The sequence below is a fragment of the Pseudomonas sp. S37 genome (assembly GCF_016658545.1).
Lineage (GTDB): Bacteria > Pseudomonadota > Gammaproteobacteria > Pseudomonadales > Pseudomonadaceae > Aquipseudomonas.
On the sequence record NZ_JACVZC010000094.1, the window covers coordinates 1 to 26669 of the forward strand.

General features: G+C 63.8%; 24 protein-coding genes. 11 read left to right on the plus strand and 13 right to left on the minus strand.

The window, feature by feature from the left end:
* Positions 1-80: 80 nt before the first annotated feature.
* Complete coding sequence (locus IAE39_RS22120) at positions 81-788, minus strand: MlaA family lipoprotein (RefSeq protein ID WP_201206536.1); 708 nt, start codon at positions 786-788, stop codon at positions 81-83.
* A gap of 201 nt (positions 789-989) precedes the next feature.
* Between IAE39_RS22120 and IAE39_RS22125 the strand changes: the two genes are divergently transcribed.
* Together IAE39_RS22125 and IAE39_RS22130 are read left to right on the plus strand one after the other, a co-directional pair.
* A complete protein-coding gene (locus tag IAE39_RS22125) occupies positions 990-1553 on the plus strand; it encodes a phosphonoacetaldehyde phosphonohydrolase-related protein (RefSeq protein WP_201206538.1) in 564 nt (187 codons plus the stop codon).
* 123 nt (positions 1554-1676) lie between these two features.
* On the plus strand, positions 1677-1940 hold the full coding sequence (locus IAE39_RS22130) for a DUF4404 family protein (protein WP_003248815.1): 264 nt from the start codon (positions 1677-1679) through the stop codon (positions 1938-1940).
* Between the two features lie 104 nt (positions 1941-2044).
* Here the strand turns inward: IAE39_RS22130 and queF are convergent, their stop codons facing one another.
* Together queF and IAE39_RS22140 are read right to left on the minus strand one after the other, a co-directional pair.
* Positions 2045-2875 (minus strand): NADPH-dependent 7-cyano-7-deazaguanine reductase QueF, encoded by an 831-nt coding sequence (gene queF / locus IAE39_RS22135; RefSeq protein ID WP_201206540.1) that lies wholly within the window; start codon positions 2873-2875, stop codon positions 2045-2047.
* A 68-nt stretch (positions 2876-2943) separates the two neighbouring features.
* Entirely contained in the window at positions 2944-3453 is a 510-nt protein-coding gene (locus IAE39_RS22140) for a cupredoxin domain-containing protein (protein ID WP_201206542.1), read from the minus strand.
* A 275-nt stretch (positions 3454-3728) separates the two neighbouring features.
* Between IAE39_RS22140 and cinR the strand changes: the two genes are divergently transcribed.
* Together cinR and IAE39_RS22150 are read left to right on the plus strand one after the other, a co-directional pair.
* A complete protein-coding gene (gene cinR / locus IAE39_RS22145; protein WP_201206544.1) occupies positions 3729-4409 on the plus strand; it encodes a two-component system response regulator CinR in 681 nt (226 codons plus the stop codon).
* Entirely contained in the window at positions 4406-5758 is a 1353-nt protein-coding gene (locus IAE39_RS22150) for a heavy metal sensor histidine kinase (protein ID WP_201206546.1), read from the plus strand. The genes cinR and IAE39_RS22150 overlap by 4 nt, the downstream gene beginning before the upstream one ends.
* Positions 5759-5906: 148 nt before the next feature.
* Here IAE39_RS22150 and IAE39_RS22155 read toward each other — a convergent pair whose 3' ends face one another.
* From IAE39_RS22155 to IAE39_RS22165, 3 genes are all read right to left on the minus strand, one after another.
* Positions 5907-7148: a lipoprotein-releasing ABC transporter permease subunit gene (locus tag IAE39_RS22155; protein ID WP_201206548.1), complete on the minus strand. Its 1242-nt coding sequence runs from the start codon at positions 7146-7148 to the stop codon at positions 5907-5909.
* Between the two features lie 61 nt (positions 7149-7209).
* Positions 7210-7893: a lipoprotein-releasing ABC transporter ATP-binding protein LolD gene (gene lolD, locus IAE39_RS22160; protein WP_171577286.1), complete on the minus strand. Its 684-nt coding sequence runs from the start codon at positions 7891-7893 to the stop codon at positions 7210-7212.
* 7 nt (positions 7894-7900) lie between these two features.
* Positions 7901-9151 carry a lipoprotein-releasing ABC transporter permease subunit gene (locus IAE39_RS22165; RefSeq protein WP_201206550.1) on the minus strand — a complete coding sequence of 417 codons (1251 nt, stop codon included), beginning with the start codon at positions 9149-9151 and terminating at the stop codon, positions 7901-7903.
* A gap of 93 nt (positions 9152-9244) precedes the next feature.
* Here IAE39_RS22165 and IAE39_RS22170 point away from each other — a divergent pair, with 93 nt between their 5' ends.
* Both IAE39_RS22170 and IAE39_RS22175 read left to right on the plus strand, forming a co-directional pair.
* Positions 9245-9829, plus strand: a complete 585-nt coding sequence (locus IAE39_RS22170) for a PilZ domain-containing protein (RefSeq protein WP_201206551.1) — start codon at positions 9245-9247, stop codon at positions 9827-9829.
* A 30-nt stretch (positions 9830-9859) separates the two neighbouring features.
* Positions 9860-10582, plus strand: coding sequence for a glycerophosphodiester phosphodiesterase (locus IAE39_RS22175; RefSeq protein ID WP_201206553.1), 723 nt, complete (start codon positions 9860-9862; stop codon positions 10580-10582).
* Between the two features lie 42 nt (positions 10583-10624).
* Here IAE39_RS22175 and sthA read toward each other — a convergent pair whose 3' ends face one another.
* The 3 genes from sthA to IAE39_RS22190 all read right to left on the minus strand — a co-directional run bounded on the left by sthA (position 10625) and on the right by IAE39_RS22190 (position 14912).
* Positions 10625-12019: a Si-specific NAD(P)(+) transhydrogenase gene (gene sthA, locus IAE39_RS22180; RefSeq protein ID WP_201206555.1), complete on the minus strand. Its 1395-nt coding sequence runs from the start codon at positions 12017-12019 to the stop codon at positions 10625-10627.
* A 204-nt stretch (positions 12020-12223) separates the two neighbouring features.
* On the minus strand, positions 12224-13222 hold the full coding sequence (locus IAE39_RS22185; protein WP_201206557.1) for an FAD:protein FMN transferase: 999 nt from the start codon (positions 13220-13222) through the stop codon (positions 12224-12226).
* Between the two features lie 226 nt (positions 13223-13448).
* Entirely contained in the window at positions 13449-14912 is a 1464-nt protein-coding gene (locus tag IAE39_RS22190) for a glyceraldehyde-3-phosphate dehydrogenase (protein WP_201206559.1), read from the minus strand.
* Between the two features lie 167 nt (positions 14913-15079).
* Between IAE39_RS22190 and mfd the strand changes: the two genes are divergently transcribed.
* The 3 genes from mfd to IAE39_RS22205 are packed head-to-tail and all read left to right on the plus strand — an operon-like array spanning position 15080 to position 22430.
* Positions 15080-18529 carry a transcription-repair coupling factor gene (mfd, locus tag IAE39_RS22195; protein WP_201206561.1) on the plus strand — a complete coding sequence of 1150 codons (3450 nt, stop codon included), beginning with the start codon at positions 15080-15082 and terminating at the stop codon, positions 18527-18529.
* 9 nt (positions 18530-18538) lie between these two features.
* A complete protein-coding gene (locus IAE39_RS22200) occupies positions 18539-19111 on the plus strand; it encodes a CsiV family protein (RefSeq protein ID WP_201206563.1) in 573 nt (190 codons plus the stop codon).
* Position 19112: 1 nt separating this feature from the next.
* Entirely contained in the window at positions 19113-22430 is a 3318-nt protein-coding gene (locus IAE39_RS22205) for a DEAD/DEAH box helicase (protein WP_201206565.1), read from the plus strand.
* Between the two features lie 137 nt (positions 22431-22567).
* Here the strand turns inward: IAE39_RS22205 and nagZ are convergent, their stop codons facing one another.
* On the minus strand, positions 22568-23566 hold the full coding sequence (gene nagZ / locus IAE39_RS22210; protein ID WP_201206574.1) for a beta-N-acetylhexosaminidase: 999 nt from the start codon (positions 23564-23566) through the stop codon (positions 22568-22570).
* A gap of 83 nt (positions 23567-23649) precedes the next feature.
* Complete coding sequence (locus tag IAE39_RS22215) at positions 23650-24357, minus strand: TetR/AcrR family transcriptional regulator (RefSeq protein WP_201206567.1); 708 nt, start codon at positions 24355-24357, stop codon at positions 23650-23652.
* A gap of 215 nt (positions 24358-24572) precedes the next feature.
* Between IAE39_RS22215 and lexA the strand changes: the two genes are divergently transcribed.
* Together lexA and sulA are read left to right on the plus strand one after the other, a co-directional pair.
* Positions 24573-25181, plus strand: a complete 609-nt coding sequence (gene lexA / locus IAE39_RS22220; RefSeq protein WP_110745794.1) for a transcriptional repressor LexA — start codon at positions 24573-24575, stop codon at positions 25179-25181.
* 13 nt (positions 25182-25194) lie between these two features.
* The gene (gene sulA, locus IAE39_RS22225) at positions 25195-25671 is read left to right on the plus strand and encodes an SOS-induced cell division inhibitor SulA (RefSeq protein ID WP_201206568.1); all 477 of its coding nucleotides are present in this window, start codon (positions 25195-25197) and stop codon (positions 25669-25671) included.
* Positions 25672-25721: 50 nt separating this feature from the next.
* On the opposite strand, the gene IAE39_RS22230 is transcribed toward sulA, so the two are convergent.
* Both IAE39_RS22230 and IAE39_RS22235 read right to left on the minus strand, forming a co-directional pair.
* Positions 25722-25955, minus strand: coding sequence for a hypothetical protein (locus tag IAE39_RS22230; protein WP_201206570.1), 234 nt, complete (start codon positions 25953-25955; stop codon positions 25722-25724).
* Positions 25956-26005: 50 nt separating this feature from the next.
* Positions 26006-26521, minus strand: coding sequence for a DUF6586 family protein (locus tag IAE39_RS22235; protein WP_201206572.1), 516 nt, complete (start codon positions 26519-26521; stop codon positions 26006-26008).
* Positions 26522-26669: the final 148 nt, after the last annotated feature.

Sequence of the window (26669 nt, forward strand, 5' to 3'; positions counted from 1 at the left end):
CCCCCCCCCCCCCCCCCCCCCCCCCCCCCCCCCCCCCCGCTCCTACAAGGCTGCGCGCCGAGCCTCGGCGCTGCGGCCTGTCAGAAGTCGTCTTCGACCTCGCCATCCTTGACCTTGAACTCGCGGTTCTGCAGGTAGGCATTGCGAATGAAGATGTACTTGTCACCCTGGATCAGCTTCTCGGCCGACAGCAGGCTGGCACGGGTGTCGATCACGTCCAGGGCAAAGATCGAGTTGCGGGTCGGCACGTGGTCGATGTAGCGGTAGGGCTTGGTATAGGTGTCCGGGTACTTGGCCACGCCATCACGCACGGTGCTTGGGCCCAGCAACGGGATGACCACGTACGGGCCGCTCGGTACACCCCAGTAGCCCAGGGTCTGGCCGAAGTCTTCGTCACTGCGCTGCAGGCCCATTTTGGTGCCCACATCAAAGAAACCGCCCAGGCCGAAGGTGGTGTTGACGATCAGCCGCGCAGTATCCACGCCCGCCGCATGCGGCTTGAGCTGCAGGATATTGTTGGCCAGGTTGGTCACGTCCCCCAGGTTGCGGAAGATGTTGTGAATGCCATCTTCGAGGAACTGCGGGGTTACCGCCTCGTAGCCCTTGGCCAGTGGCTTGAGGGCATAAGTGTCGACCGTATCGTTGAAACGGAAGATCGGGCGGTTGACCGCTTCCCAGGGATCTTCCTCGGTGGCAGCCTGGGTGGCTGCCACGGGCGCCAGCAGCATGCTGGCGCAGACACAGGCCTGGGTGACTCGTTCGATCACACTGGCACCGATCCTACGCATAGATGTCTCTCCATCGAATTTCTCGGCCGCAAGCGCAACGGGTCGCGCTGCTTTTAAGGCGGCAGTATAGAGGCTTGCGGGCTGATAAACAGCTTTACACATTTTTGCGCAAAATTTTGTGAACAACTGTTGTGCAAGGGCCAGTGTCACAGGGCGGTAACATTCACCGCATAGCCTGCGGACTATTTGGGGGAAGTTGCCATGGACGCTGCACCCGCCTTTACCGCTGTGCTGTTCGGCTTGCGCGGCTGCCTGGTGCAGGCCGCCAATGGCGCCCCCTCGCCCGCCCCCGGCGCCCTGGCGACCCTCGCCGGCCTGCGCCAGCGCCAGGTGCCGTGCATCTGGCTGGATGACCTTGCCAGCACGCAAAGCAAGCGCCTGGCCCATGTGCTGCCTGACTGGCTGCCGGGGCATTCGGTGAACGGTGTGCGCTGGCCGGCACCCAACGCCTGCTGGCAGGCGCTGATGACCCTGGACAGCGAACGCCTGGACGGCTGCGTGCTGGTCAGCGGCGACCCGCGCCTGCTGCAGTCGGGGCTCAACGCCGGGCTATGGACGGTCGGCCTGGCTGCCTGCAGCCCGCTCTGCGACCACAGCTCACAGCAATGGCAAGCCCTGAGCCCGCAGGAACAGGACCTGGCCCGCGGCAAGGCGACGCTGGCGTTGTTCAGCCTGGGCGTGCACTCGGTGATCGACCACCTCGAAGCGCTGGACACCTGCCTGCAGGACATCGCCCTGCGCCGGCGCAAAGGCGAAAAACCCTGATACAGCCGCGTTGACGCGGATCATGCAAAGCAGCGGCAGGTGGATTACGCTGAACACAAGCCAGAACCTTTGCCGCTTCGCTGAGGTCCATGGCTTTGCCAAGCCATTGATGGAGAACAGCCAATGCCTGCCCGCGAATTGCAAGAGCGCCTGAACAGCTTGCGCGAGCAACTGGACCGCAACGTACCGCTTTCGGAAGAAGAACTGGCCGCACTGCACGAAGAAGCACGCCAGATCGAGGCGCAACTGAAACTTGAAGAAGCCACACCGGACAATAACCTGGTGGATGGTGTGAACCTGGCGATCGAACGCTTCGAGGCCGACCACCCCGACCTCACCGCCACCCTGCGCAGCATTGCCAACTCGCTGCACAGCATGGGCATTTAGGCTGTTCAGGGCCCTCTGTGGGAGCGGGTTCACCCGCGAATGCTGTGGTAATGCCACCGACGAATTCGCGGGCAAGCCCGCTCCCACAGGGTCCCGTTTCAACCTTACTGACGGACGAGGCGCCTGTTATCCGGGCTGATCGCCCCAGTGCTACGGTACGGATTGATATCCAGCCCACCCCGGCGCACATAACGCGCATACACCGTCAGGTGCTCCGGCTGCAGCAGGTTCTTCAAGTCTAGGTAGATGCGCTCCACGCACTGCTCATGGAAGTCGGCATGCTGGCGGAAGCTGATCAGATAGGTCAGCAAGCTGGCGTGGTCCAGCGCCCTGCCCTTGTACTCGACCACCACGCTGCCCCAGTCCGGCTGGCCGGTAACCGGGCAATTGGACTTCAGCAGGTGGCTGTGCACGGTTTCTTCCACCACCCGTTCCGTGCTGCAGCGCAGCAGCTCTGGCTGCGGCTGCTCGTAGTTGCTGATGGCCACGTCCAGTGCATCGATGCACAGCCCCGGCAAGGCCACCACACCCTGGGCCTCGACTTCGGCCAAGGTGCGCACCCTCACCCCCACCGGCTTGCCGGCCGCTGCAGACAGGTCTTTCTCCAGGCAGGCCTGCAACTCACCCAGCGACGCGAACACCGTCTGGTTCAGCGAGTTGAGGTACAGCTTGAACGACTTGGACTCGATGATGTTTGGCGAATCGGCCGGAATGGCAAACTCACCAATTGCCACCACCGGCTTGCCCGAAGGCAGCAGCCAGCTCAGTTCAAAGCAGTTCCAGTAATCCACACCCTGCCACGGCAGGGTCTGGGCAGTGACGCCCAGCTCGGCCCACTTGGCGGTACGGGGGATCGGGAACAGCTGCTCCGGGGAGTAGGTGGCGACGTATTCGCTGGACTTGCCCAGCGGGGAGTGTTCGGCAGCGGGATGCATGTAAACTGACCTGGAGGTTCGAAATTGCCCCTAGTCTACCGGTTTTGCACCCCGCCTTGCAGGGCCAGTCACTCGATGGTCAATGCCCCGACCATGCCGGCCTGGTAGTGCCCCGGTACATTGCAGGCAAACTCGATAGGCGCCGACTTGCGGAAGGTCCAGGTCAGCTCGGCGCGCTGGCCGGGCATGACCAGTACGGTGTTGCCGCCACCATGACCATGGCCGGCGCCGTGGTCCATCTGCTGGCCGTGGTCCATGCCCTCATGGTTCATGCCTGCGGTGAACATCTTGCCCTGCATGGCGATCATTTCCTTCTGGTGCTCGGCATGCATGGCCTTGTCGCCCAGGTTGAATTCGTGGGGCAGCTTGCCTTCGTTTACCAGCACGAAGCGCACTGTTTCGCCCGCTTTCACCTCGAGGTTTCCGGGCTCGAAGGCGATGTCCTTGAGCACCACGTTGACCGTGCGGGTGGCCTTGGAAGCCGGGGCCGGCTCGCCAAAGGCGAAGGTTTGCGCCTCGCCGGCAAAGGTCGGCAGGCTGGCCAGGGCAAGGGCGGTGGCAATGAACAGGCGTTTCATGATGACTCCGGGAATACACAACGGGATGCAGCCACATTAGTCAGGGGCGACTGGCAGCTACCTGACAGGCAGATTACAACTTTGTCAGTTTGGGCGTGCCGGCACATCGTCACGTATCATTTCAGCATCACTCGGTCCCTGTAGGAGCGGGTTCATCGAAGCGTCGAACCGCCACGAACACCGGCAAAGCCGGTGCCATCCACCGTGTTGGATTCTTCGCGGGTAAACCCGCTCCTACAGTGGCTTTGCATCGCCTGCTGGAGTCAAGCCACCTGATGAAACTGCTGATCGTCGAAGACCAGGCCCGCACCGGCCAATACCTGAGCCAGGGCTTGAGTGAGGCCGGCTTTACCACCGAACTGGCCACCGACGGCGAGACCGGCCAGTTCCTTGCCCTGACCGGCGACCACGCCCTGCTGATCCTCGACGTGATGCTGCCCGGCCGTGACGGCTGGCAGATCCTGCAAGCTGTACGCCAGGCCGGCCTGGACACGCCGGTGCTGTTCCTGACCGCCCGCGACGCCGTCGAGGACCGCGTACACGGCCTGGAACTGGGCGCCGACGACTACCTGGTCAAGCCGTTTGCCTTTTCCGAACTGCTGGCCCGGGTGCGCAGCCTGCTGCGCCGTGGCGCCAGCCCCAGCCAGGACACCACGCTGAGCCTGGCCGACCTGCGCCTGGACCTGATCCGCCGCCGCGCCGAGCGCGCCGGCAACCGTATCGACCTGACCGCCAAGGAATTCTCCCTGCTCGAACTGCTGCTGCGCCGCCAGGGCGAGGTGCTGCCAAAGTCGCTGATCGCCTCGCAGGTGTGGGACATGAACTTCGACAGCGACACCAACGTGATCGAAGTGGCAATTCGCCGCCTACGCCTGAAAATCGACGACCCGCACCCCAACAAGCTGATTCATACCGTGCGCGGCATGGGCTACGTCCTTGAAGAGCGCACCGAGTGATGCGCCGGCTATCCCTCGGCACCCGCCTGGCCTTGCTGTTCGCCGCCTGCACCGCCGCCGTCTCGCTCGGCGCCGGCTTGCTGTTCAGCCGGGCCAGCGAGCAGCATTTCGTCGAACTCGACCAGCAACTGCTGGGCTCGCGGCTGTCGCTGTTTCGCACGCAACTGGCGGGCATCAGCAACATGGATGACCTCAAGGCACGCCTGCCCGCCCTGCGCGACGATCTGAGCCATCAGGCCGACCTGGCGCTGCGCGTCAGCGGCGCTGACGGCACCACCTGGTTCGAAAGCCGCAGCGGGCTGCCCCAGGCGCCGCTCCCCGTCGGGCTGGCCACCTTGCATGCACAGGGCACCGACTACCGCAGCCTAGCCGTGCACCTGATGCAGGGTGCCACGCAGTCGCCACAGCTGACCCTGTACCTGGACATCACCCACCACCAGCACTTCCTGCAAGGCATGCAGCGCCTGATCTGGCTGACGGTCGGCCTGTCGGCACTGGCCACCGCGCTGCTCGGTGCCTGGGCTGTACGTAGCGGCCTGCGCCCGCTGCGGCAGATGGGCCAGGTGGCCGCCAGCGTTTCAGCACGGTCGCTCACCACCCGCCTGCCGGTGGCGCAGATGCCCGAAGAACTGGCCGAACTGGCCAGCAGCATGAACGCCATGCTTCAGCGTCTGGACGATGCCTTCCAGCGCCTGTCGGCGTTTTCGGCCGATATCGCCCACGAACTGCGCACACCGCTGTCCAACCTGCTGACCCACACCCAGGTCACCCTCACCCGCCCGCGCAGCCTTGAGGAATACCGCGAAGCCCTGCATGGCAACCTGGAGGAACTGCAATGGATGGCGCAGATGATCAACGACATGCTGTTCCTGGCCAAGGCCGACCATGGCCTTCTGGTGCCGGGGCAGGCGCCTTTGGCGCTGCATGATGAGGTGGATGCGCTGCTGGAGTACTACGCGCCGTTGGCGGAAGACGGCGATGTACAGATGCTGCGTGAGGGTGAAGCCGTTCTGCACGGTGACCGGCATATGCTGCGCCGGGCGCTGTCCAACCTGCTGGATAACGCCCTGCGCTTTACCCCGGCGGGCGGGCAGATACGGGTGACGCTGGCGCCGGGGCCAAGCATCAGCGTGGCCAATACAGGGGTGGCGATCGAGGCAGCGGCGCTACCGCGGCTGTTCGACCGTTTCTACCGGGTGGACCCCGCGCGACGGGAAGGCAGTAGCGAGCATGCGGGGCTGGGCTTGGCGATTACCCGGTCGATCGTGCAGGCCCATGGTGGGCGCATTCGGGCGGAGTGTGAGGGTGGTTGGACGCGGTTCGTGATCGAGTTTGCCGAAGCGCGTTGAAATCGAGGGAAGCGCTATCCCTGTGGGAGCGGGTTCATCGATGCGTCGAACCGCCGCGAACACCGGCGAAGCCGGTGCCATGCACCGCGTCGGATTCTTCGCGGGTAAACCCGCTCCCACAGGGTCCTTCAATAGCCTGAAGCAGGTATCAAACCGCCAGACCAATCGCCGGCTGCACCTGCGACGCCCGGTAAGCCGGGTAAATGGTCGCCAGGAAGCTCATCACCAGCCCCGCCGAGCAGATCATCACCACATCGCCCCACTGCAACTGCGACGGCAAGCTGCTGACGAAGTACACATCCGAAGTAAAGATGTGCTGCCCGCTCACCCGCTCAAGCCAGCCGACGATCTGGCTGACGTTGAACGCCGCAATCACCCCCAGCACACCACCGATCAACGTGCCGACAACACCGATCAGGCTGCCCTGGACCATGAACGTGCCCATGATCTGCGCCGGCGTGGCGCCCAGGGTACGCAGGATGGCAATGTCCGGCCCTTTGTCGTTCACCACCATCACCAGGGTGGCGATGATGTTGAACGCCGCCACCGCGATGATCATCATCAGCAACAGGCCGATCATGGTCTTCTCCATTTTCATCGCACTGAACAGGCTGCCCTGGGTGTGCGACCAGTCATCGGCGCGGTAGGCGTCGCCCAACCCGGCAGCAATGGCCTTGGACACCTGCGGCGCGGCATACAGGTCGTGCAGCTTCAGGCGCACGCCCTGTACCTGGCCCGGCGCCCAGCGCTGCATCTCGGCGGCATCGGCCACATGGATGTAGGCCTGCGAGCCATCCAGTTCAGCGCCAACCTTGAAGATGCCGACCACGGTCAGGCGCTGCATGCGCGGGGTGATGCCGCCCGGCTCCTTGCTGATTTCCGGCACGATCAGGGTCAGCTTGTCGCCGGTATTCAGGCGAAAACGCCGAGCCGTCAGCTCGCCGATGACCACACCGAACTCGCCCGGCTGCAGGTCCTGCAAGCGGCCCTGGACGATATGCTGGCCAACGATCGAGACCTTGCTCTCCTCGGCCGGGTCGATACCGCCCACCTGGATCGGCTGCATTGCGCCCTTGTACGAGAGCATGCCTTCCATCTCGGTAATCGGCGCTACAGCCATTACCGCCGGGTTCTGCAGGGCCGCGTCGGCCACCTTGTGCCAGTCGTCCAGCGGCTGCACGCCAAGGATGGCGGCATGCGGCACCAGGCCAAGGATGCGCGAGCTCATTTCGCGCTGGAAGCCGTTCATCACCGACAGCACCACGATCATCGCCAGCACGCCCAGCGACAGGCCGATCATCGAGGTCATCGAAATGAACGAGATGAAGTGGTTGCGGCGCTTGGCTCGGGTGTAGCGCGCGCCGATGAAGATGGGCAAGGGTCTGAACATGTACGAAATCACCCAATGAAAACAGGAAAACGGGGCAGCACCTGCCACCCCGTGCAGTCGATCAGATCGCCACCAGGTGGCCGTCGTCAAGCTTCAATACACGGTCCATCTGGCGCGCCAGGTTAAGGTCGTGGGTCACCACCAGGAACGCCGTGCGCGAGGCGCTGGACAGCTCCTGCATCAGTTCCTGGATGCCTTGGGCGGTATGGTGGTCGAGGTTGCCGGTAGGCTCGTCAAGCATCACCAGGCCAGGACGGTTGACCAGTGCCCGGGCAATCGCCACACGCTGGCGCTCGCCACCGGACAGCTCGGCCGGCTTGTGGTTGAGGCGGTGGCCCAGGCCCACGCGCTTGAGCAGCGCCTCGGCACGCTCACGCGCTTCGGGAATGGGCGTGCGGCCGATCAGCAGCGGCATGCACACGTTCTCGATGGCAGTGAACTCCGGCAACAGGTGGTGGAACTGGTAGACAAAGCCCAGCTCACGGTTGCGCAGCAGGCCGCGGGCACGTTCGCCCAGCGCCGACAGCTCTTCGCCCGCCAGCCAGACGCTGCCTTGGGTGGGCCGGTCGAGGCCACCCAACAGATTGAGCAGCGTGCTCTTGCCAGAGCCCGAGCTGCCGACGATGGCAATGCGCTCACCGGCGTGCAGCTCCAGGTTGAGGCCGGACAGCACTTGTACCGACTCCGGGCCCTCGTCGTAGGACTTGCCCAGGTTGCGGCAACTCAGAACGGCTTTATCACTCATGCGCGACTCACTCATAACGTAGCGCCTCTGCAGGCTGGGTGCGCGCCGCACGCCAGGCCGGGTACAGGGTGGCGAAGAAACTCAGGACCAGCGCCGCACCACAGACCATGTACACGTCCTGGGCCTGGATCTGCGATGGCAGGTAATCGATGAAATACACGTCGGCGTTGAGGAACTTGTGCCCGATCAGCGTCTCGATGCCGGCGATCGCGGCACTGACATTCAGCGCCGCAAGAATGCCGACCACCGCGCCGATCAGGGTACCGATCACCCCGATCACCGTGCCCTGGACCATGAAGATGAGCATGATCTGCCCGGGCGTGGCGCCCAGGGTGCGCAAGATGGCGATGTCGCCACGCTTGTCGTTGACCACCATCACCAGGGTGGAAATGATGTTGAACGCAGCCACCGCCACGATCAGCAGCAACAGCAAGCCGATCATGGCCTTTTCCATGCGGATCGCCTGGTACAGGTTGCCGTGGGTACGGGTCCAGTCGCGGCTGTAGTACTCCTGGTCACCCAGTTGCTGGGCGATGCTCCAGGCAACGCGCGGCGCCTGGAACAGGTCGTCGAACTTCAGGCGCAGGCCTTGTACCTGATCGGGCTTCCAGCGGTGCAGGCGGGACAGGTCGCTGATGTTGGTCAGGCCCAGGTAGCCGTCGATTTCGCCCGCGCCAACGTGGAAGGTGCCAACCACGGTGAAGCGCTTCATGCGCGGGAACATGCCGGCCGGGGTCACGCTGACCTCGGGGGCGACAAAGGTGAGCTTGTCGCCAATGGCCACGCCCAGCTTGGCGGCCGCCTTGTCGCCGATCATGATGCCCCACTCGCCCGGTGCCAACTGGTCCAGGCGGCCCTGCAGGACGAAGTTGTCGATGATCGACACCTCGCGCTCGCGGGCCGGGTCGATGCCGTTGAGCAGCACCTTCTGCACCTTGCCGTCATGGGTCAGCAGGCCCTGCATCTGGGTGAACGGCGCAACCGCCACCACCTGCGGATTCTGCTTTACTTGTTGGGCAAGGGCCTGCCAGTCGGCAATGGGCTGGCCGCTCTCCAGCGTGGCATGGGGGATCATGCCCAGCACGCGGGTGCGCATCTCGTGGTCGAAACCGTTCATTACCGACAACACCACGATCATCACCACCACGCCCAGGGCGAGGCCGATCATCGAGGTCAGGGAAATGAACGAGACGAAGTGATTGCGTCGTTTGGCACGGGTATAACGCGTGCCGATAAATGCGAAAAGAGGTCTGAACATGTCGGGGCTTGTTCGGATGAAAGGGAACGTCCTTGTGGCGAGGCGCCTACGGCGGCTTTACACTCGGACCACCGCCGCTACCTTGGGTTCGCCATGACGACATTAGACGAAGAAGATCGCCGCGAATATTACCGCATCGAAGACCGGATCGCACTTCAAATCAGCCCTCTCAGCGCGGCCGAAGCCCTTGACCCAGATGTGTTGCAAGATGATTCCCCGCTGTTCAACCTGCTCAGCGAGCTGCACCTGTCCGACTTCGAGTCGCAGCACCTGCTGCGCCAACTGAGCGACAAGGACCGCACCCTCGCCGCCTTCCTGCGCGCGCAGAACAAGCGCCTCGACCTGCTCAGCGCAGTGGTTGCCCATACCCTGCTCGGCGAAGTAGGCCAGCCCCAGCCGGTGAAGATTTCCGAGGGTGGCATCGAGTTCGTGCAAACCGCGCCGGTTGCCCCTGGCACCCAGGTAAAAGTAAAAATGGTACTGATGCCACGCGCCCACGGCCTGTTGCTGCGCGGCAAGGTCACCCATTGCGACCCACGCGCCAACGGCAGTTTCGACGTCGGCACCGAATTCATCGACATGACCGACGCCCAGCGGCAACTGCTGGCCCGCTACATCCTGCAGCGCCAACAGCAGCAACGGCGCCAGCAACTGGAACAGAACAACCCAGCCTCCTGAACCTGTTTTCTCTGATTTGAAGGAACGAACGTGACCCTGATCTACGGCCATCGCGGCGCCAAGGGCGAAGCACCCGAGAACACCCTGACCAGTTTCCAGCAGTGCCTGGCCCACGGCGTCAACCGCTGCGAACTGGACCTGCACCTGTCAGCCGACAACGAGCTGATGGTGATCCACGACGCTACCCTCAAGCGCACCACCGGCCGGCGCGGCAAGGTGGTCGAGCACCCAGCCGCGGAACTGGTCAAGATCGACGCTCGCAAAGGCGGCCCGGGCCATGTACAACCCTGCCCTATCCCAACCCTGCAAACGCTGTTCGAAAAATGCCCGTTCGAGCACTGGCAACTGGAAGTGAAAAGCGCCTCGCGCACCCGCGCCGCCACCACGGTGCTGGCAATTCGTGAGCTGGCCCAGCAATACGGCCTGCTGGACAAAGTGACCATCACCTCCAGTTCGCGCGAAGTGCTGGGCGCTGCGCTAGAGCTGGTACCGGACGTTAAGCGCGGGCTGGTGGCCGAATACGCCTGGCTCGACCCGCTGAAGGTGGCACAGAACTATGGCTGCGAGCTGCTGGCGTTGAACTGGACGCTGTGCACCCCCGAGCGCCTGCTGAAAGCGCAGGGTCAGGGTTTGCACGTGTCGGTATGGACGGTCAACGAACCGGCACTGATGCGCCGGCTCGCTGATTTTGGCGTGGACAGCCTGATTACAGACTTTCCCGGTTTGGCCAAGACCACCCTCGGGCAGGGTTGAAATCGGTCTCTCCGACCGGCTCAGGCCACCGGTCGGAGCCGCTCAAAAAAGCCGGTTCAGGCCGTCGTAGGCAGCTACCCGATAGGCTTCGGCCATGGTTGGGTAATTGAACGTGGTGTTGACGAAGTACTTCAGGTTGTTCTGCTCACCCGGCTGGTTCATGATCGCCTGGCCAATGTGGACAATCTCCGAAGCCTGGTAGCCGAAGCAGTGCACGCCGAGAATTTCCAGGGTTTCGCGGTGGAACAGGATCTTCAGCATGCCCTGCGGCTCGCCGGCAATCTGCGCACGCGCCATGCCTTTGAAGAAGGCCTTGCCCACCTCGTACGGCACCTTGGCCTGGGTCAGCTCCTGCTCGTTCTTGCCGATCGAGCTGATTTCCGGAATGGTGTAGATGCCGGTTGGCACGTCGTTGACGAAGCGCCAGCTGCCATTGTCGACGATGCTGCCAGCGGCCGAGCGGCCCTGGTCATGGGCGGCACTGGCCAGGCTTGGCCAGCCGATCACGTCACCCGCGCCATAGATGTTCGGCACGCTGGAGCGGTAGGCCTCGTCGACCTCGATCTGGCCACGGCTGTTGACCTTGATGCCGATGTTTTCCAGGCCCAGCTTGTCGGTGTTGCCGGTACGGCCATTGCACCACAGCAAGGCGTCGGCCTTGATCTTCTTGCCCGACTTCAGGTGCAGGATCACCCCGTTGTCCAGGCCTTCGACGCGCTCATACTCTTCGTTGTGGCGCACGGTGATATTGTTGTTGCTGAAGTGGTAGCTCAGCGCCTGGGAGATTTCCGAATCGAGGAAGCTCAACAGCTGGCCACGGTTGTCGACCAGTTCCACCAGTACGCCCAGGCCGCTGAAGATCGACGCGTATTCGCAACCGATCACGCCGGCGCCGTACACGATCAGCTTGCGCGGAGTGTGGCTGAGGCTGAGGATGGTGTCGCTGTCATAGACGCGCGGGTGGTGGAAGTCGATGTCGGCCGGGCGGTACGGGCGCGAGCCGGTGGCGATGATGATGTGCTTGGCGTTGAGTTTTTCGACCACGCCGTTCGGGCACACCACTTCGACGGTTTGCTCGTCGGCGAAGCTGCCGGTGCCGAAGAACACGTCAACACGGTTGCGGGCGTAGTAGCCAGTGCGCGAAGCCACCTGCTTGGCAATTACCTTCTCGGCGCTTTTCAGCACGTCCGGGAACGAGAACCAGCGCGGCTCGCCGATGGCGCGGAACATGGTATTGGTGTTGAACTGCATGATCTGCCGCACCGAGTGACGCAGTGCCTTGGACGGGATGGTGCCCAGGTGCGTGCAGTTGCCACCAACCTGGCGACGGTCATCGACCATCGCTACCTTGCGCCCTGCTTTGGCGGCGTTCATTGCCGCGCCTTCACCGGCCGGGCCGGAACCCAGCACCACTACGTCGTAGTTGTAGACAGCCATGCGTACTCCTTCAGAACTGGCCCGCAAGCCACGGTCGCTCGCGGGGCGCGATCATGCCGCCGGGGCGTCATGAGAAAATTCGGGTGCAGTCTAATCAAGCGTGAACGCCGCGCACATTAACCCTTGGTCGCGTCGTAGGCCAATTTTGCCCGCACTACATATGCTTCACCCTTTCCCTGGCGGCAATCATCCCTGCTTGTGCTTTCACTCGCCTTTCACCGCCCGTTCAAACGCGGGCGTAGCTCGGGAGACGAAGCCACCCTCTGCCCGAGTCACCAAAACCGCGGCCAGGCCATGCGCCACAGCAAAATCCCAGCCCTGTTCAGGGCCCAGGATCAGCAGCAGCGTCGAATAGCCATCAGCCTGCAGCGCCGAGGCGTCAAGCACGGTAACCGCGGCCAGGTCGTGTTCGACCGGGCGCCCGAGGCGGGCATCGAAGGTGTGCGAATAGCGCCGGCCATTCTGCTCGAAATAGTGCCGATAGTCACCCGAGGTTGAGACTGAAAGGCCATTGACCGGAATGATCTGGCGGGCGATCTGGCGGTCCGCGCGTGGCAGTTCCAGGGCGATGCGCCAGGGGCTGCCATCGGGTTTGCGGCCCACTGCCTTGAGTTCGCCGGTGGCCTCGGCAACAAAACTGGCGATGCCCATGGCCTGCAGCCTGGCAGCGATCAGGTCGACCGCATGGCCAGCGGCGATGCTGTTGAAGTCGAGCTGTACCGGGGCGTCCTTGCACAGGGCCTGGCCGTCGATGTGCAGGTGGCGGTAGCCGACGCGCTGGCGCACCTGGGCCAGGGCCTGCGGGTGGGGTACTTGCTCGTGGCGGGCCTGGGGGCCAAAGCCCCACAGGTCGAGTAATGGTTCTACCGTGAGGTCGAAGGCGCCGCCACTTTGCTCGGCCAGGTGCTGGCCGAGGCTGACCAGTTCGAGCATGTCGGCCGGCAGGGCCAGGCACTGGTTGGCGGGCAACTGGTTGAACTGGCTGACCGTGGAATCGCCGCGGTAGGTGGAATAATGCTGGTCGATGTCGTGCAGGATGGTTTCGACTGCTGCCTGCACCTGCGCCGGCGCCGGGCCACCGGGCTCGCGCACGTACTGGATGCTGTAGCTGCTGCCCATGGTGGGGCCGCCCAGGCGCTCCAGGGTGGGGCCCTGGTTGCAGGCGGTGAGTAGCAGAAGGATGAAAAGCAAGGCTGTGCGCAAGATTCCGACTCTCAGTTGCCAGTGCTGGCCTCTTCGCGGCGGTTCGACGCCTCGATGAACCCGCTCCCACAGGGATCGCACAGTCCTTGAGAGAAGCGATAATCCTGTGGGAGCGGGTTCATCGAGGCGTCGAACCGCCGCGAAGAGGCCAGCACTGGCAACACAAATTCTGGATAAAAAAACGGGAACCCGAAGGTTCCCGTTTTTTCATTGCCTTACAAGCGAATCAGCGTGGAAACGCTGGCGGGTTCACACCGGCCATGTCTTCCATCACGCGAACCACCTGGCAGCTGTAACCGAATTCGTTGTCGTACCAGACGTACAGGACAACGCGGTTGTCGTTGGCGATGGTCGCTTCAGCGTCAACCACACCGGCGTGGCGCGAGCCGACGAAGTCGGTCGAAACCACTTCCTGCGAGGCCACGTAGTCGATCTGCTTGTGCAGTTCGGAGTGCATGGCGGTCTGGCGCAGGTACTCGTTGATTTCGTCGCGAGTAGTGGCCTTTTCCAGGTTCAGGTTGAGGATGGCCATCGAAACGTTCGGCGTCGGTACGCGAATGGCGTTGCCGGTCAGCTTGCCCTTCAGCACTGGCAGTGCCTTGGCGGCAGCAGTGGCGGCGCCGGTTTCGGTGATGACCATGTTCAGCGGCGCGGCACGGCCACGGCGGCTGCCCTTGTGGAAGTTGTCGATCAGGTTCTGGTCGTTGGTGAACGAGTGAACGGTTTCGACGTGGCCATTGACGATGCCGTACTGGTCGTTGATAGCCTTGAGCACCGGCACAATGGCGTTGGTGGTGCAGGAAGCGGCCGAGATGATCTTGTCATCGGCAGCGATGTCACCGTGGTTGATGCCGTGCACGATGTTCTTCAGCGCGCCCTTGCCAGGTGCGGTGAGGATCACGCGGGCAGCGCCCGGGCAGGCCAGGTGCTGGCCCAGGCCGTCGGCATCACGCCATACGCCGGTGTTGTCGACGATCAGCGCGTTTTCGATGCCGTACTGGGTGTAGTCGACTTCGCTCGGGCTCTTGGCGTAGATAACCTGGATCAGGTTGCCGTTGGCGGTGATGGTGTTGTTGGCTTCGTCAATGGTGATGGTGCCATCGAACGGGCCGTGCACCGAGTCACGGCGCAGCAGGCTGGCACGCTTGACCAGGTCGTTCTCGGCGCCTTTGCGCACGACGATGGCGCGCAGGCGCAGGCCGTCGCCGCCACCGGTCTTCTCGATCAGGATGCGCGCCAGCAGGCGGCCGATGCGGCCGAAGCCGTACAGGACAACGTCGGTGCCTTTGCGCGCCGAAGCGTTCTGCTGGCCAACCACTTCGGCCAGCTCTTCACGGACGAACTGCTCGGCAGTGCGGCCATTGCCTTCCTGCTTGAACTTGTTGGCCAGCTTGCCCAGGTCAACCGAAGCGGCGCCCAGTTTCAGCTCGCTCATGGCCTTGAGCAGGGGGAATGTCTCGTGGACGGACAGTTCGGTTTCGTCGGTTTGACGATGACGCGCAAAGCGATGCGCCTTGAGGATCGAGATAACCGAACGGTTGATCAGGCTGCGGCCATAAATCGAGCTCACCACGTTGTTGTTGCGGTAGAGCTGACCGATAAGCGGGATCATCGCTTCAGCCAGGGCTTCACGATCAATCCACTCACCAAGACACTGGTCGGGCTTCTGAGTCACGGGAACCTTCCACATGTAGGGACAGAAAAAAGGGGCTACATTATGACGCCCCAACGCGGAACCGGCAATGAGCGCCTGTCGCAGTGACGCAAGCCAGCGTTCATGGCCTTTCGAGCCTGACAGCCGGCACCGTCACCGGTACAATCGGTCTCTTTGCCGCAACGCTTGGAGTGCAATCTCCCGTGTCAGTTCTGCGCCTACCGCAAATGTCGGCCACGGCCGGCAAACAAACCTGGGGCAACCTGCCCGGTGCCGCCCTCAGCCTTGCCATCGCCGAGGCCGCCAGCAGCGCTGGCCGCTTCACCCTGCTGCTGACGGCCGACAGCCAGGCCGCCGACCGTCTGGAACAGGAGCTGCGCTTCTTTGCCCCGGACCTGCCGGTGCTGCCGTTTCCCGATTGGGAAACCCTGCCCTACGACCTGTTCTCGCCGCACCAGGACATCATCTCGCAGCGCATCGCCAGCCTGTACCGCCTGCCGGAGCTGAGCCACGGCATCCTCGTGGTGCCGGTCACCACCGCCCTGCACCGCCTGGCCCCCACGCGCTTCCTGCTGGGCAGCAGCCTGGTGCTGGATGTGGGCCAGACCATCGACGTGGAGCAGATGCGTACGCGCCTGGAGGCCAGCGGCTACCGCTGCGTCGACACCGTTTACGAGCATGGCGAGTTCGCCGTGCGTGGCGCATTGATCGACCTGTTCCCGATGGGCAGCAAGCTGCCCTACCGCATCGACCTGTTCGATGACGAAATCGAAACCCTGCGCACGTTCGACCCCGAGACACAGCGCTCGATCGACAAGGTCGACTCGATCCGCCTGCTGCCGGCGCGCGAATTCCCGATGCAGAAGGAGGAAGTCACCCGCTTCAAGGCGCGCTTCCGCGAGCGCTTCGACGTCGACTTCCGCCGCAGCGCCATTTTCCAGGACCTGGCCAGCGGCATCATCCCTGCCGGTATCGAGTACTACCTGCCGCTGTTCTTCGAAGAAACCTCGACGCTGTTCGACTACCTGCCGGCCGACACCCAGGTGTTCTCGCTGCCGGGCGTGGAACAGGCGGCCGAACACTTCTGGAACGACGTGCGCGGGCGTTATGAAGACCGCCGCGGCGACCTCAGCCGGCCACTGCTGCCGCCGGCCGAGCTGTTCCTGCCGGTAGAAGACTGCTTCGCCCGGCTCAAGCAATGGCCGCGGGTGGTGGTCAGCAGCGAGGACCTCGACCCGGGCGCAGGCCGCGAGCGCTTCCCGGCACGCGCCCTGCCCAACCTGGCCATCGAAGCCAAGGCCAACCAGCCACTGGCCGAACTGGCCAGCTTCCTCGACCAGTTCCCGGGCCGCGTGCTGTTCACTGCCGAGTCAGCGGGCCGCCGCGAAGTATTGCTGGAACTGCTCGAACGGCTGAAGCTGCGGCCGCACACCGTCGACGGCTGGGATGACTTCATTACCGGTGCCGAGCGCCTGGCAATCACCATCGCCCCGCTGGACGACGGCCTGGTGCTGGACGACCCAGGCCTGGCCCTGATTGCCGAAAGCCCGCTGTTCGGCCAGCGGGTAATGCAGCGCCGGCGCCGTGACAAGCGCGGCGAAACCGCCAACGACGCGGTGATCAAGAACCTTACCGAACTGCGCGAAGGCGCGCCGGTGGTGCACATCGACCATGGCGTAGGGCGCTACCTGGGCCTGGCCACCCTGGAAATCGACGGCCAGGCTGCCGAATTCCTCACCCTGGAATACGCCGAGAACGCCAAGCTGTACGTGCCGGTGGCCAACCTGCACCTGATCGCCCGCTACACCGGTAGCGATGATGCCCTGGCACCGCTGCACCGGCTGGGCTCTGAGGCGTGGCAAAAAGCCAAGCGCAAGGCCGCCGAGCAGGTGCGCGACGTGGCCGCCGAGTTGCTCGACATCTACGCCCGCCGCGCCGCGCGCAAGGGCTATGCGTTTGCCGACCCGTCCGCCGACTACGCCACCTTCAGCGCCGGCTTCCCGTTCGAGGAAACCCCCGACCAGCAAGCTGCCATCGAGGCCGTGCGTGCCGACATGCTGGCGCCCAAACCAATGGACCGCCTGGTCTGCGGCGACGTGGGCTTCGGCAAGACCGAAGTGGCCATGCGCGCGGCGTTCATTGCCGTGCACAGCGGCCGCCAGGTGGCCGTGCTGGTGCCCACCACCCTGCTCGCCCAGCAGCACTACAACAGCTTCCGTGACCGCTTTGCCGACTGGCCGGTGACCGTCGAAGTGATGAGCCGCTTCAAGTCGGCCAAGGAAGTCGCCGCCGCCGCTGCCGACCTGGCCGAAGGCAAGATCGACATCCTGATCGGCACCCACAAGCTGCTGCAGGACGACGTGCGCTTCAAGGACCTGGGCCTGGCGATCATCGACGAAGAGCACCGCTTTGGCGTGCGCCAGAAGGAACAACTGAAGGCCCTGCGCAGCGAGGTCGACATCCTCACCCTCACCGCCACGCCAATCCCGCGTACGCTGAACATGGCGGTGGCAGGCATGCGCGACCTGTCGATCATCGCCACGCCGCCAGCGCGCCGCCTGTCGGTGCGCACCTTCGTCATGGAGCAGAACAAGAGCACGGTCAAGGAAGCGCTGCTGCGTGAGCTGCTGCGCGGTGGCCAGGTGTACTACCTGCACAACGATGTGAAAACCATCGAAAAATGCGCCGCCGAGCTCGCCGAACTGGTGCCCGAGGCACGTATCGGCATCGGCCATGGGCAGATGCGCGAGCGCGAGCTGGAACAGGTGATGAGCGACTTTTACCACAAGCGCTTCAACGTGCTGGTGGCCTCGACCATCATCGAAACCGGTATCGACGTGCCCAGCGCCAATACCATCGTCATCGAGCGTGCCGACAAGTTCGGCCTGGCCCAGTTGCACCAGCTGCGCGGCCGGGTTGGCCGTAGCCACCACCAGGCCTACGCCTACCTGCTCACGCCGACCCGGCAGAAGGTCAGCGCCGACGCCGAGAAACGCCTGGAGGCCATCGCCAACACCCAGGACCTGGGCGCCGGCTTCGTGCTGGCCACCAACGACCTGGAAATCCGCGGTGCCGGCGAGTTGCTGGGCGAAGGCCAGAGCGGGCAGATCCAGGCGGTTGGCTTTACCCTGTACATGGAAATGCTCGAACGCGCCGTCAAGGCGATCCGCAAGGGCACCCAACCCAACCTTGAGCAGCCGCTGGGCGGTGGCCCGGAGATCAACCTGCGCCTGCCGGCGCTGATCCCCGAGGACTACCTGCCCGACGTGCATGCGCGGCTGATCCTGTACAAGCGCATTGCCTCGGCCGCCGACGAAGAAGGCCTCAAGGACCTGCAGGTCGAGATGATCGACCGCTTCGGCCTGCTGCCGGAGCCGACCAAGAACCTGATGCGCCTGACCTCGCTCAAGCTGCACGCGGAAAAGCTCGGCATCAAGAAAGTCGATGCCGGCCCCAACGGCGGCAAGCTCGAGTTCGAGGCCGAAACCCCGGTCGATCCGCTGACCCTGATCAAGCTGATCCAGGGCCAGCCCAAACGCTACAAGTTCGAAGGCGCGACCCAGTTCCGTTTCCTGGTGCCGATGGAACGCCCCGACGAACGCTTCAATACTCTGGAGGCGCTGTTCGAGCGCCTGACCCCACAGCCTGCCTAAGGAAGATCCATGCGTGCCATCCGTTGCCTGACCCTGCTGCTGGCGCTGTTCGCCCCGGCGGCCTTCGCTGAAGGCCTGTATCAGGTAGAAATGCTCCTGGTGCGACAAAACAGCGTGCCCGCCTTCACCAGCCCGTTCGCCCCGGAAGACTGGAGCGCCGGTGCCCCGCGCCTGGAGAAGGACGCCGAGCGCCGCCTGGCACTGGAAGATGAAGCCACCCGTCTGGAGGCTACCGCCGACTACACCGTGCTGATGCACAAGGCCTGGCAGCAGCAAGTGGGCAGCGAACCCAGCCGCATCGCCCTGGGCGAAGGCGCCGAGCAGTTCGGCCACTTCCCTATCGAAGGCAACCTGAGCATCGCCGAAGGCCGCTTTATCGCGGTCGAGGCCAACTTCTGGGTCAACCAGCTGGACGGCAACGGCAGCGTGCTGCAAAGCGAGCAGTTCAAGCAGAGCAACAGCAACGTCAAGGGCGGCCAGCTGACCTTCCTCGACGGCGGGCACCTGGCGGTGCTGCTGAAGGTGACGCCACCGGGTACGCCGAAAATGCCGGCGATGAACCCGGAGATGATGGAGCAGTGATGTGAGCGATGGCGATGCGCAGCAGCTGTTGAGGGCCTACCCGGACTGGGTCGACTTCATCGAGGCCGGTGCGATGGTGCGAGGCCGCAATTATGCCGCGCAAGAGCAGGCTCGCATCCTGTCGCAGCATGGCCCGGTAATCGAAGCCATCTGCAAGGGCTCCGCAGGCCAGACCTACCAGCAAACCATACGACTGATCGTCAACCATGGCGACCTGCGCGTGTTCGGGCGCTGCACCTGTCCGGTTACGCACAACTGCAAGCACTGCGTTGCGGCGCTGCTGCAGTTACAGGGCAGCCTCGACGCCGAAGCCGCGCAAGATCAATCCAGCCTGTCGCTGCCACCAGACCTGAACCTGTGGGTTCAGGCCCTTGAATCCCCGTCCCAGCCTGCAACACCTCAAGGGCCCGCGCGCAAAGGCCCGGCAATCTACTACCGCATTCATGTGGATCAAGCGCTCTGGCGACTCGAACCGATCAAAGGCACCCGCCAGGCAGACGACACACTGAAGATCGGTCGCATCACATCGATGCCCGAAATGCTGTACTACACACCTCGCTACGTCACAGAAGATGATGCGCGGCTTTTGCGCCTGATCGATTCCCGTAGCGAAACGACTACACCCGCGGCACAACTGGAAGGCAAACAGGGTGGGGAGCTCTACAGCTACGCCCTCGCCACCGGCCGCCTGCTATTCGAGGACGACTTGATCCCCCTGTCCCCCGGGCCGGAGCTGCATGCCGAGTTCCGCTGGGTCAGGCTGGATAATGGTAGCTACCGCGGCGCCTGGTACCACGATGGCCACGAGCCGTTGCAGGCGGTGCCCATCGAGCCGATGCACTATGTCGACAGGCAGCAACATGTGACCGGCACGCTGCGCCACGACCTCGACCCCTTCATTGCCAGCCAGCTTGCGCGCGCGCCCGTGGTACCCGAGCACCTGGTTATTCCCTTGAGTCATCGATTGAACGCCTTGAACCGCCACGTCCCCACCCCCACAACCGTGAGCACTGAGCAGGTCGATGGCATCATGCCAAAAGGGCGGCTGACCCTGGGCAGCCTCGAATTCAGCGCCTATATGCCCAAAACGGGCCGCATGCAACGGCAGATGCAGCACCGCGCCGCACTGGCGTTTGACTACGACGGCCTGCGCGCCAATGGCAGCGACGACAAGCCGCTGACCCGCCTGGCGGGCACCACCAGCCAACGCATTCGCCGCCAGCCCCAGGCCGAACAGGCGCTACGCAAAACCCTGCGCGACCTGGGCTTCAAGGCCGCCACCCGGCAGAGCAAAGCCCTGCCCGACAGCGCCGGCGAAATGTACCAGCTGCCCGACGACGAAGCCTGGCTACGCTTTGCCCGCGAAAGCCTGCCGCACCTGCGTGAAGCCGGCTGGGACATCGACATCCACCGCGACTTCGCCTTCAACCTGCAACAGGTGGACGACTGGTACGCCACCATCGACGAAGCCCCCGGCCACGAATGGTTCGACCTGGAACTGGGCATCGTGGTCGACGGCCAGCGCCACAGCCTGCTGCCGATCGTGCTGCAACTGCTGCGCAGCAGCCCAGAGCTGCTGCGCCCCAGCGAGCTGGCCCGGCGCAGCGACGACGAACACCTGCTGATCGACCTCAACCGCGGCCGCCTGGATGCCCCGGCCCTGCGCGTCGCCCTGCCCTACGGCCGTATCAAGGCCGTGATGGGCACTCTGGGCGAACTGTACCTGCACGAAGACACCGCAGGCCCGGCCCTGCGCATGGAGCGCGCCGACGCCGCTCGCCTGAACGAAATCGAAGGCCTGCCGCTGCACTGGGAAGGTGGCGAACATGTGCGCGACCTGGGCCGCCGCCTGCGCGATGCCCGCGACCTGCAGGTAGAACCACCCAGCGGGCTGCAAGCCAGCCTGCGCCCCTATCAGCAGCAAGGCCTGAACTGGTTGCAGGCACTGCGCGAAATGGGCACTGGCGGCATCCTCGGTGACGACATGGGCCTGGGCAAGACCCTGCAGGCCCTGGCCCACCTGCTACTGGAAAAGCAGTCCGGGCGCCTCGCCAGCCCCGCGCTGGCGGTGATGCCGACCAGCCTGATCCCCAACTGGCTGGACGAAGCCCAGCGCTTTGCCCCGAGCCTGCGCGTACTCGCCCTGCACGGGCCGGGGCGTAGCAAGCACTTTGCCAAGCTGCATGAGTACGACCTGGTCCTGACCACCTACGCACTGGTGCCGCGCGACCTCGAACACCTGCGTACCCAAGCCTGGCATGTACTGGTGCTGGACGAAGCGCAGAACATCAAGAGCAGCACCAGCAAGGCCGCCCTCGCCGTCTGCGAGCTGCAAGCCACCCAGCGCGTATGCCTGACCGGCACGCCGATGGAAAACAACCTGGGCGAGCTGTGGTCGATCTTCCACTTCCTGATGCCCGGCTGGCTGGGTGACCTCAAGCGCTTCAACCAGGACTACCGCACGCCGATCGAGCGCCACGGCGACGGTGAGCGCATGGCCCACCTGGCCAGCCGCATCCGCCCGTTCCTGTTGCGCCGCACCAAGGAACAGGTGGCGACCGAGCTGCCGGCCAAGACCGAGATGGTGCATTGGGTCGAACTCAGCGACGCCCAGCGCGACACCTACGAAGCCGTGCGGGTGGCCATGGACCAGAAGGTCCGCGACGAAATCGCCCGCAATGGCGCCGCGCGCAGCCAGATCGTGATCCTTGACGCGCTGCTCAAGCTGCGCCAGGTGTGCTGCGACCTGCGCCTGGTCAAAGGCGTGGAAAGCAAAGGCAACCAGGCCGACAAGGGCAAGCTGGGCGCACTACTGGAAATGCTCGAAGAGCTGCTTAGCGAAGGCCGCCGGGTACTGTTGTTCTCGCAGTTCACCTCGATGCTGGCCCTGATCGAGCAGGAACTGGAAAAGCGCAAGATCCGCTACAGCCTGCTGACCGGCGACACCCGCGACCGGCGCACGCCGGTGCAGCAGTTCCAGCAGGGTGACAGCGAAGTGTTCCTGATTAGCCTCAAGGCCGGTGGCGTGGGCTTGAACCTGACGGCTGCGGACACGGTGATCCACTTCGACCCCTGGTGGAACCCGGCCAGTGAAAACCAGGCCACCGACCGCGCCTACCGCATTGGCCAGGACAAGCCGGTGTTCGTGTTCAAGTTGATTACCCGGGGGACGGTGGAAGAGAAGATCCAGGTGTTGCAGCAGGAGAAGGCGGCGCTGGCGGCGAGCCTGCTGGATGGTGGGCAGGCTGGGCAGTGGCGACTTGGGGATGAAGAAATTGAGGCGTTGTTCGCGCCATTGCCTGGCAAGCGGGGGAGGTAAATCAGGAATTTGTATTGTCAATGCGGGCCTCTTCGCGGGTAAACCCGCTCCCACAGGTACAGCGCTGCCCTTGAGAGCAGTGATATCCCTGTGGGAGCGGGTTCACCCGCGAAGAGGCCCGCACAGGCAAACGCCACTCAATCGACCAACTGTGCCTCTTTCAACGCCCCCAACGCCTCCAGCCACCGTGGCTGCTGGCGATAATCGGTCCGTGCAAAGCCCTGCCCACGCATCCGCGCAATCCGCGGCGAGGGCTTGACCTTCATCCGCTGCGCCGCACTCAACGCCAGCTCTGCCGCCGCCCGGTCGTTGCACACCAGCCCCATGTCACAGCCAGCGCTCAGCGCCGCCTCGATACGGCTGGCCGCATCGCCCACCACATGGGCACCGGCCATCGACAGGTCATCACTGAAGATCACCCCGTCAAAACCCAGCTCGCCACGCAGGATGTCCTGCAGCCAGCGCCGCGAGAAGCCGGCCGGCTGGTTGTCGACTTGCGGGTAGATGACATGCGCCGGCATCACCGCCGCCAGCTGCCCGCTCAGGCGGCTGAACGGCACCAGGTCGGCCTGGCGCAGTTGCTCAAGGCTGCGCTCATCGGTCGGGATGGCCACATGCGAGTCAGCCTCGGCCCAGCCATGCCCCGGGAAATGCTTGCCACAGGCAGCCATGCCCGCCGCGTTCATGCCACGGATAAACGCCCCGGCCAGTTGCGTGGCGCGTAGCGGGTCACCTTCGAAGGCACGGCTGCCGACCACAGCGCTGCGTTGGTGATCCAGGTCAAGTACCGGTGCAAAGCTCAGGTCCAGGCCAACCGCCAGCACCTCGGTCGCCATCAGCCAACCGCACTGCTCGGCCAGGTATTCGGCATTGTCGTTATCGGCCAGCGCGCGCATGGCTGGCAGCCGTACAAAACCCTGGCGCAGGCGCTGCACGCGGCCACCTTCCTGGTCCACCGCCAGGATCAGCTCGGGGCGAATGGCGCGGATGGAAGCACACAGCTCACGCACCTGGCGCGGGCTGTCGATGTTGCGGGCAAAGATGATCAGGCCAGCCACTTCGGGCTGGCGCAGCAGGTGACGGTCTTCGGCGGTCAGCCATTTACCGGCGATATCCACCATCAGGGAGCCTTGCAGGCTGACGGTCATGGGTAATCCTTCATTGAAGACTGAACAGAAGCCGCGCTAGCTTAGCCCAAGCGCCGCGCCCCGCCCAGCCTTCAAGCCTTGGCGGTGGTGGCGCTGGTCTTGCTGCGCGGGCGCAGTTGCGCGGTGGCCATGGCGTCGTCGGTAACACCACTGTCGGCGCGCATGCCCGCCGCCAGGAACGGTACCATCAGGCGCATCACCTGCTCGATCGAGGTATTGATGCCGAAATCGGTCTCGGCGATCGCACGCAGGGCCTTGATACCCGACATGCTGAAGGCAGCGGCGCCGAGCATGAAGTGCACCCGCCAGAACAGTTCCAGCGGCGGAATACGTGGCGCGGCTTCGTTGACCAGCAGCATGTAGCGGCGGAACACTTTGCCGTACATGTCTTCCAGGTAACGCCGCAGGTGGCCCTGGCTCTGGCTGAAGGCCAGGCCCAGCAGGCGCATGAAGATCGACAGGTCGTTGTTGCTGCGCGGCTGTACAGCCAGTGCCTGCTCGACCAGCATTTCCAGCAGCTCTTCGAGGCTGGGCTTTTGCTCCGGCTTGGCCTGGCGACGTTCCAGCTCACGCTCCAGGCTGGCGCAGAACGGCCCCAGGAAGCGTGAGAACACTGCCTGGATCAGCGCCTTCTTGGAGCCGAAGTGATAGTTGACGGCCGCCAGGTTGACCCCGGCCTTGCTGGTAATCAGCCGCAACGAGGTCTCGGCGAACCCCCTTTCCGCGAACAGCTGCTCGGCAGCATCGAGAATGCGTTCAACGGTTTCCGATTGGGCCATGACTACTCCGGGTACTCCGCCAGACAAACAGGTGTTTGAAACATACGTTTCAGCCCTGCATCTGTCAAGGCTCGGTGACCGGGCGGTCGCCATTTAAAAGCGCCAGCCGGCCAGCGGCAAGCGCCACCTCTGCCGTTTATTGCGCGTTATGGCTTGCAGCGCATCCAGTACTGTATATAATCCCAGTCACTGTACAAAAAGACAGAGCGCACAATATGTTGAAACTCACGCCACGCCAAGCCGAAATTCTCGCGTTCATCAAGCGTTGCCTGGAAGACAACGGCTTTCCGCCAACCCGCGCCGAGATCGCTCAAGAGCTGGGCTTCAAGTCGCCCAACGCAGCCGAAGAGCACCTCAAGGCCCTTGCCCGCAAGGGTGCGATCGAAATGACCCCGGGCGCCTCCCGCGGCATTCGCATTCCGGGCTTTGAAGCCAAGGCCGAAGAAAGCGGCCTGCCGATCATCGGTCGGGTGGCTGCCGGTGCACCGATCCTTGCCGAACAGCACATCGAGCAATCCTGCAACATCAACCCGGCATTCTTCCACCCCCAGGCCGACTATTTGCTGCGCGTACACGGCATGAGCATGAAGGACGTCGGCATCTTCGACGGCGACCTGCTGGCGGTACATACCTGCCGCGAAGCCCGCAACGGCCAGATCGTGGTAGCCCGCATCGGCGACGAAGTCACCGTCAAGCGTTTCAAGCGCGAAGGCAGCAAGGTCTGGCTGCTGGCCGAAAACCCCGAATTCGCCCCCATCGAAGTCGACCTGAAAGAACAGGAACTGGTGATCGAGGGCTTGAGCGTCGGCGTCATTCGCCGCTGATCCAGGAGGCGTCATGCAGCAGTTCATTCACGCACCCGAGCAAGCCCAGTTGCCGTTGTTCGAAGCATTCCTCGCCCAACCCATACTACCTGGCCTGAAAGCCAGCGAACTGGCACGCAAGAGCACCCAGCCCGAACTGTTCAGCGAACTGTCGCTGCGCGGCGCCCCCGGGCACTGCCAAAGCCTGCTGGCACCGGTACTGCGCGAGCTGAGCGAAGAAGACGAGACCCGCTGGCTGACCCTGATCGCCCCACCATCGAGCCTGACCCAGGCCTGGCTGCGCGATGCCGGCCTTAACCGTGAACGTATCCTGCTGCTGCACCCTCGCAGCAACCAAAGCCCGCTGCAACTGGCCTGCGAAGTCTTGCGCCTGGGCCTCAGCCATACCGTGGTCAGCTGGCTGGGCAGTGTCAACGCCACTTCACGCCAGCAGTTGCTGCGCGCAGCCAGTGCCGGAAATGCACAAAGCCTGAACATCCGCCTCGGCTGATGTTCAGGCTTTGCCTGTCACTTCAAAAAGCCTGACGCCCTGCTGCATCATCAGTGCAGCACGCGTGGCCCTTCATCTTTCTCCAGCTCGCCATCCATCAGGCGACCGGCCATCTGCACGCCCACGCTGAGCATGGCCTTGGCCACTTCAACATGCTGGCCCTGCAGGAATACCTTGGCGTCTTCCGAGAAATCCAGGGTTACCAGAGAGCCCTCATCCTCGGCGCGACGCAGTTCGATGCGGCCATCGGGCAACTCGACAATTTCCAGAAACGACGTAGACATAAATGGCAGTTCTCCGCGAAAGGCCAGCATTGTACCAGCCGCTGCGGTTATCAGCACTCACTCAACGCGTCGCGGAAACGTCTCACCAGGCCTTTGAGGTTGTTGCGCCAGCTTTCCAGCTCGGCACGCGACAGCGCTGGATGCTCCGGCTCATCGAGATTGACCGCCTGGATCAGTGGCTGGGTCACGTCGGTTTTTGCCGCTTTCCTGGCGACAGGTGGTCGGAACAAATCGGCATAAGCACTCAGCAATTGCGCCAGCCAGGTTTCGCGTTGACGGGCCAGCTCCAGTAGTTCGGCCACTTCCGGAATGGCGATGCCATTGAGGGTATCGTCAGCCAGGGCCTGTTCGACCGTTGCCACAACAGGCAGGCGGTAGAAGGCACCGATTTCATGGCACATACCCAGCAGCGCGCCGTACAGGTGAAACAGCGCCGACTCGCGCTCGGCCTGCACCAGGCCCTGGGCGTTCATGGCCTGGCTTTGCTCGGCCTTGGCCATGGACTCCAGGGCGAGGCCGGCGAAGAACAGTTTCTGGTTGGTGCGGGTGTAGGTTTCCTGGGCCATTTCTGGGCCCTCCCGTAAGGCTGCAAGGCAAGTATTTGCATCATAAATGATTGGGGCCGCTTTGCGGTCTTGCCCCCTCACCGGTTAACGCGGTCAGTGTAGGAGCGGCCTTGCCGGGGCGCCGGACCGGTCGGAAAGGGCTGCGAAG

Excerpts from the sequence above, each read along its gene's own strand:
- IAE39_RS22120 (WP_201206536.1), bottom strand. The coding sequence starts at position 788 with ATGCGTAGGATCGGTGCCAGTGTGATCGAACGAGTCACCCAGGCCTGT.
- IAE39_RS22125 (WP_201206538.1), top strand. The coding sequence starts at position 990 with ATGGACGCTGCACCCGCCTTTACCGCTGTGCTGTTCGGCTTGCGCGGC.
- IAE39_RS22130 (WP_003248815.1), top strand. The coding sequence starts at position 1,677 with ATGCCTGCCCGCGAATTGCAAGAGCGCCTGAACAGCTTGCGCGAGCAA.
- queF (WP_201206540.1), bottom strand. The coding sequence starts at position 2,875 with ATGCATCCCGCTGCCGAACACTCCCCGCTGGGCAAGTCCAGCGAATAC.
- IAE39_RS22140 (WP_201206542.1), bottom strand. The coding sequence starts at position 3,453 with ATGAAACGCCTGTTCATTGCCACCGCCCTTGCCCTGGCCAGCCTGCCG.
- cinR (WP_201206544.1), top strand. The coding sequence starts at position 3,729 with ATGAAACTGCTGATCGTCGAAGACCAGGCCCGCACCGGCCAATACCTG.
- IAE39_RS22155 (WP_201206548.1), bottom strand. The coding sequence starts at position 7,148 with ATGTTCAGACCCTTGCCCATCTTCATCGGCGCGCGCTACACCCGAGCC.
- lolD (WP_171577286.1), bottom strand. The coding sequence starts at position 7,893 with ATGAGTGATAAAGCCGTTCTGAGTTGCCGCAACCTGGGCAAGTCCTAC.
- IAE39_RS22165 (WP_201206550.1), bottom strand. The coding sequence starts at position 9,151 with ATGTTCAGACCTCTTTTCGCATTTATCGGCACGCGTTATACCCGTGCC.
- IAE39_RS22170 (WP_201206551.1), top strand. The coding sequence starts at position 9,245 with ATGACGACATTAGACGAAGAAGATCGCCGCGAATATTACCGCATCGAA.
- sthA (WP_201206555.1), bottom strand. The coding sequence starts at position 12,019 with ATGGCTGTCTACAACTACGACGTAGTGGTGCTGGGTTCCGGCCCGGCC.
- IAE39_RS22190 (WP_201206559.1), bottom strand. The coding sequence starts at position 14,912 with ATGTGGAAGGTTCCCGTGACTCAGAAGCCCGACCAGTGTCTTGGTGAG.
- IAE39_RS22200 (WP_201206563.1), top strand. The coding sequence starts at position 18,539 with ATGCGTGCCATCCGTTGCCTGACCCTGCTGCTGGCGCTGTTCGCCCCG.
- IAE39_RS22215 (WP_201206567.1), bottom strand. The coding sequence starts at position 24,357 with ATGGCCCAATCGGAAACCGTTGAACGCATTCTCGATGCTGCCGAGCAG.
- lexA (WP_110745794.1), top strand. The coding sequence starts at position 24,573 with ATGTTGAAACTCACGCCACGCCAAGCCGAAATTCTCGCGTTCATCAAG.
- sulA (WP_201206568.1), top strand. The coding sequence starts at position 25,195 with ATGCAGCAGTTCATTCACGCACCCGAGCAAGCCCAGTTGCCGTTGTTC.
- IAE39_RS22230 (WP_201206570.1), bottom strand. The coding sequence starts at position 25,955 with ATGTCTACGTCGTTTCTGGAAATTGTCGAGTTGCCCGATGGCCGCATC.
- IAE39_RS22235 (WP_201206572.1), bottom strand. The coding sequence starts at position 26,521 with ATGGCCCAGGAAACCTACACCCGCACCAACCAGAAACTGTTCTTCGCC.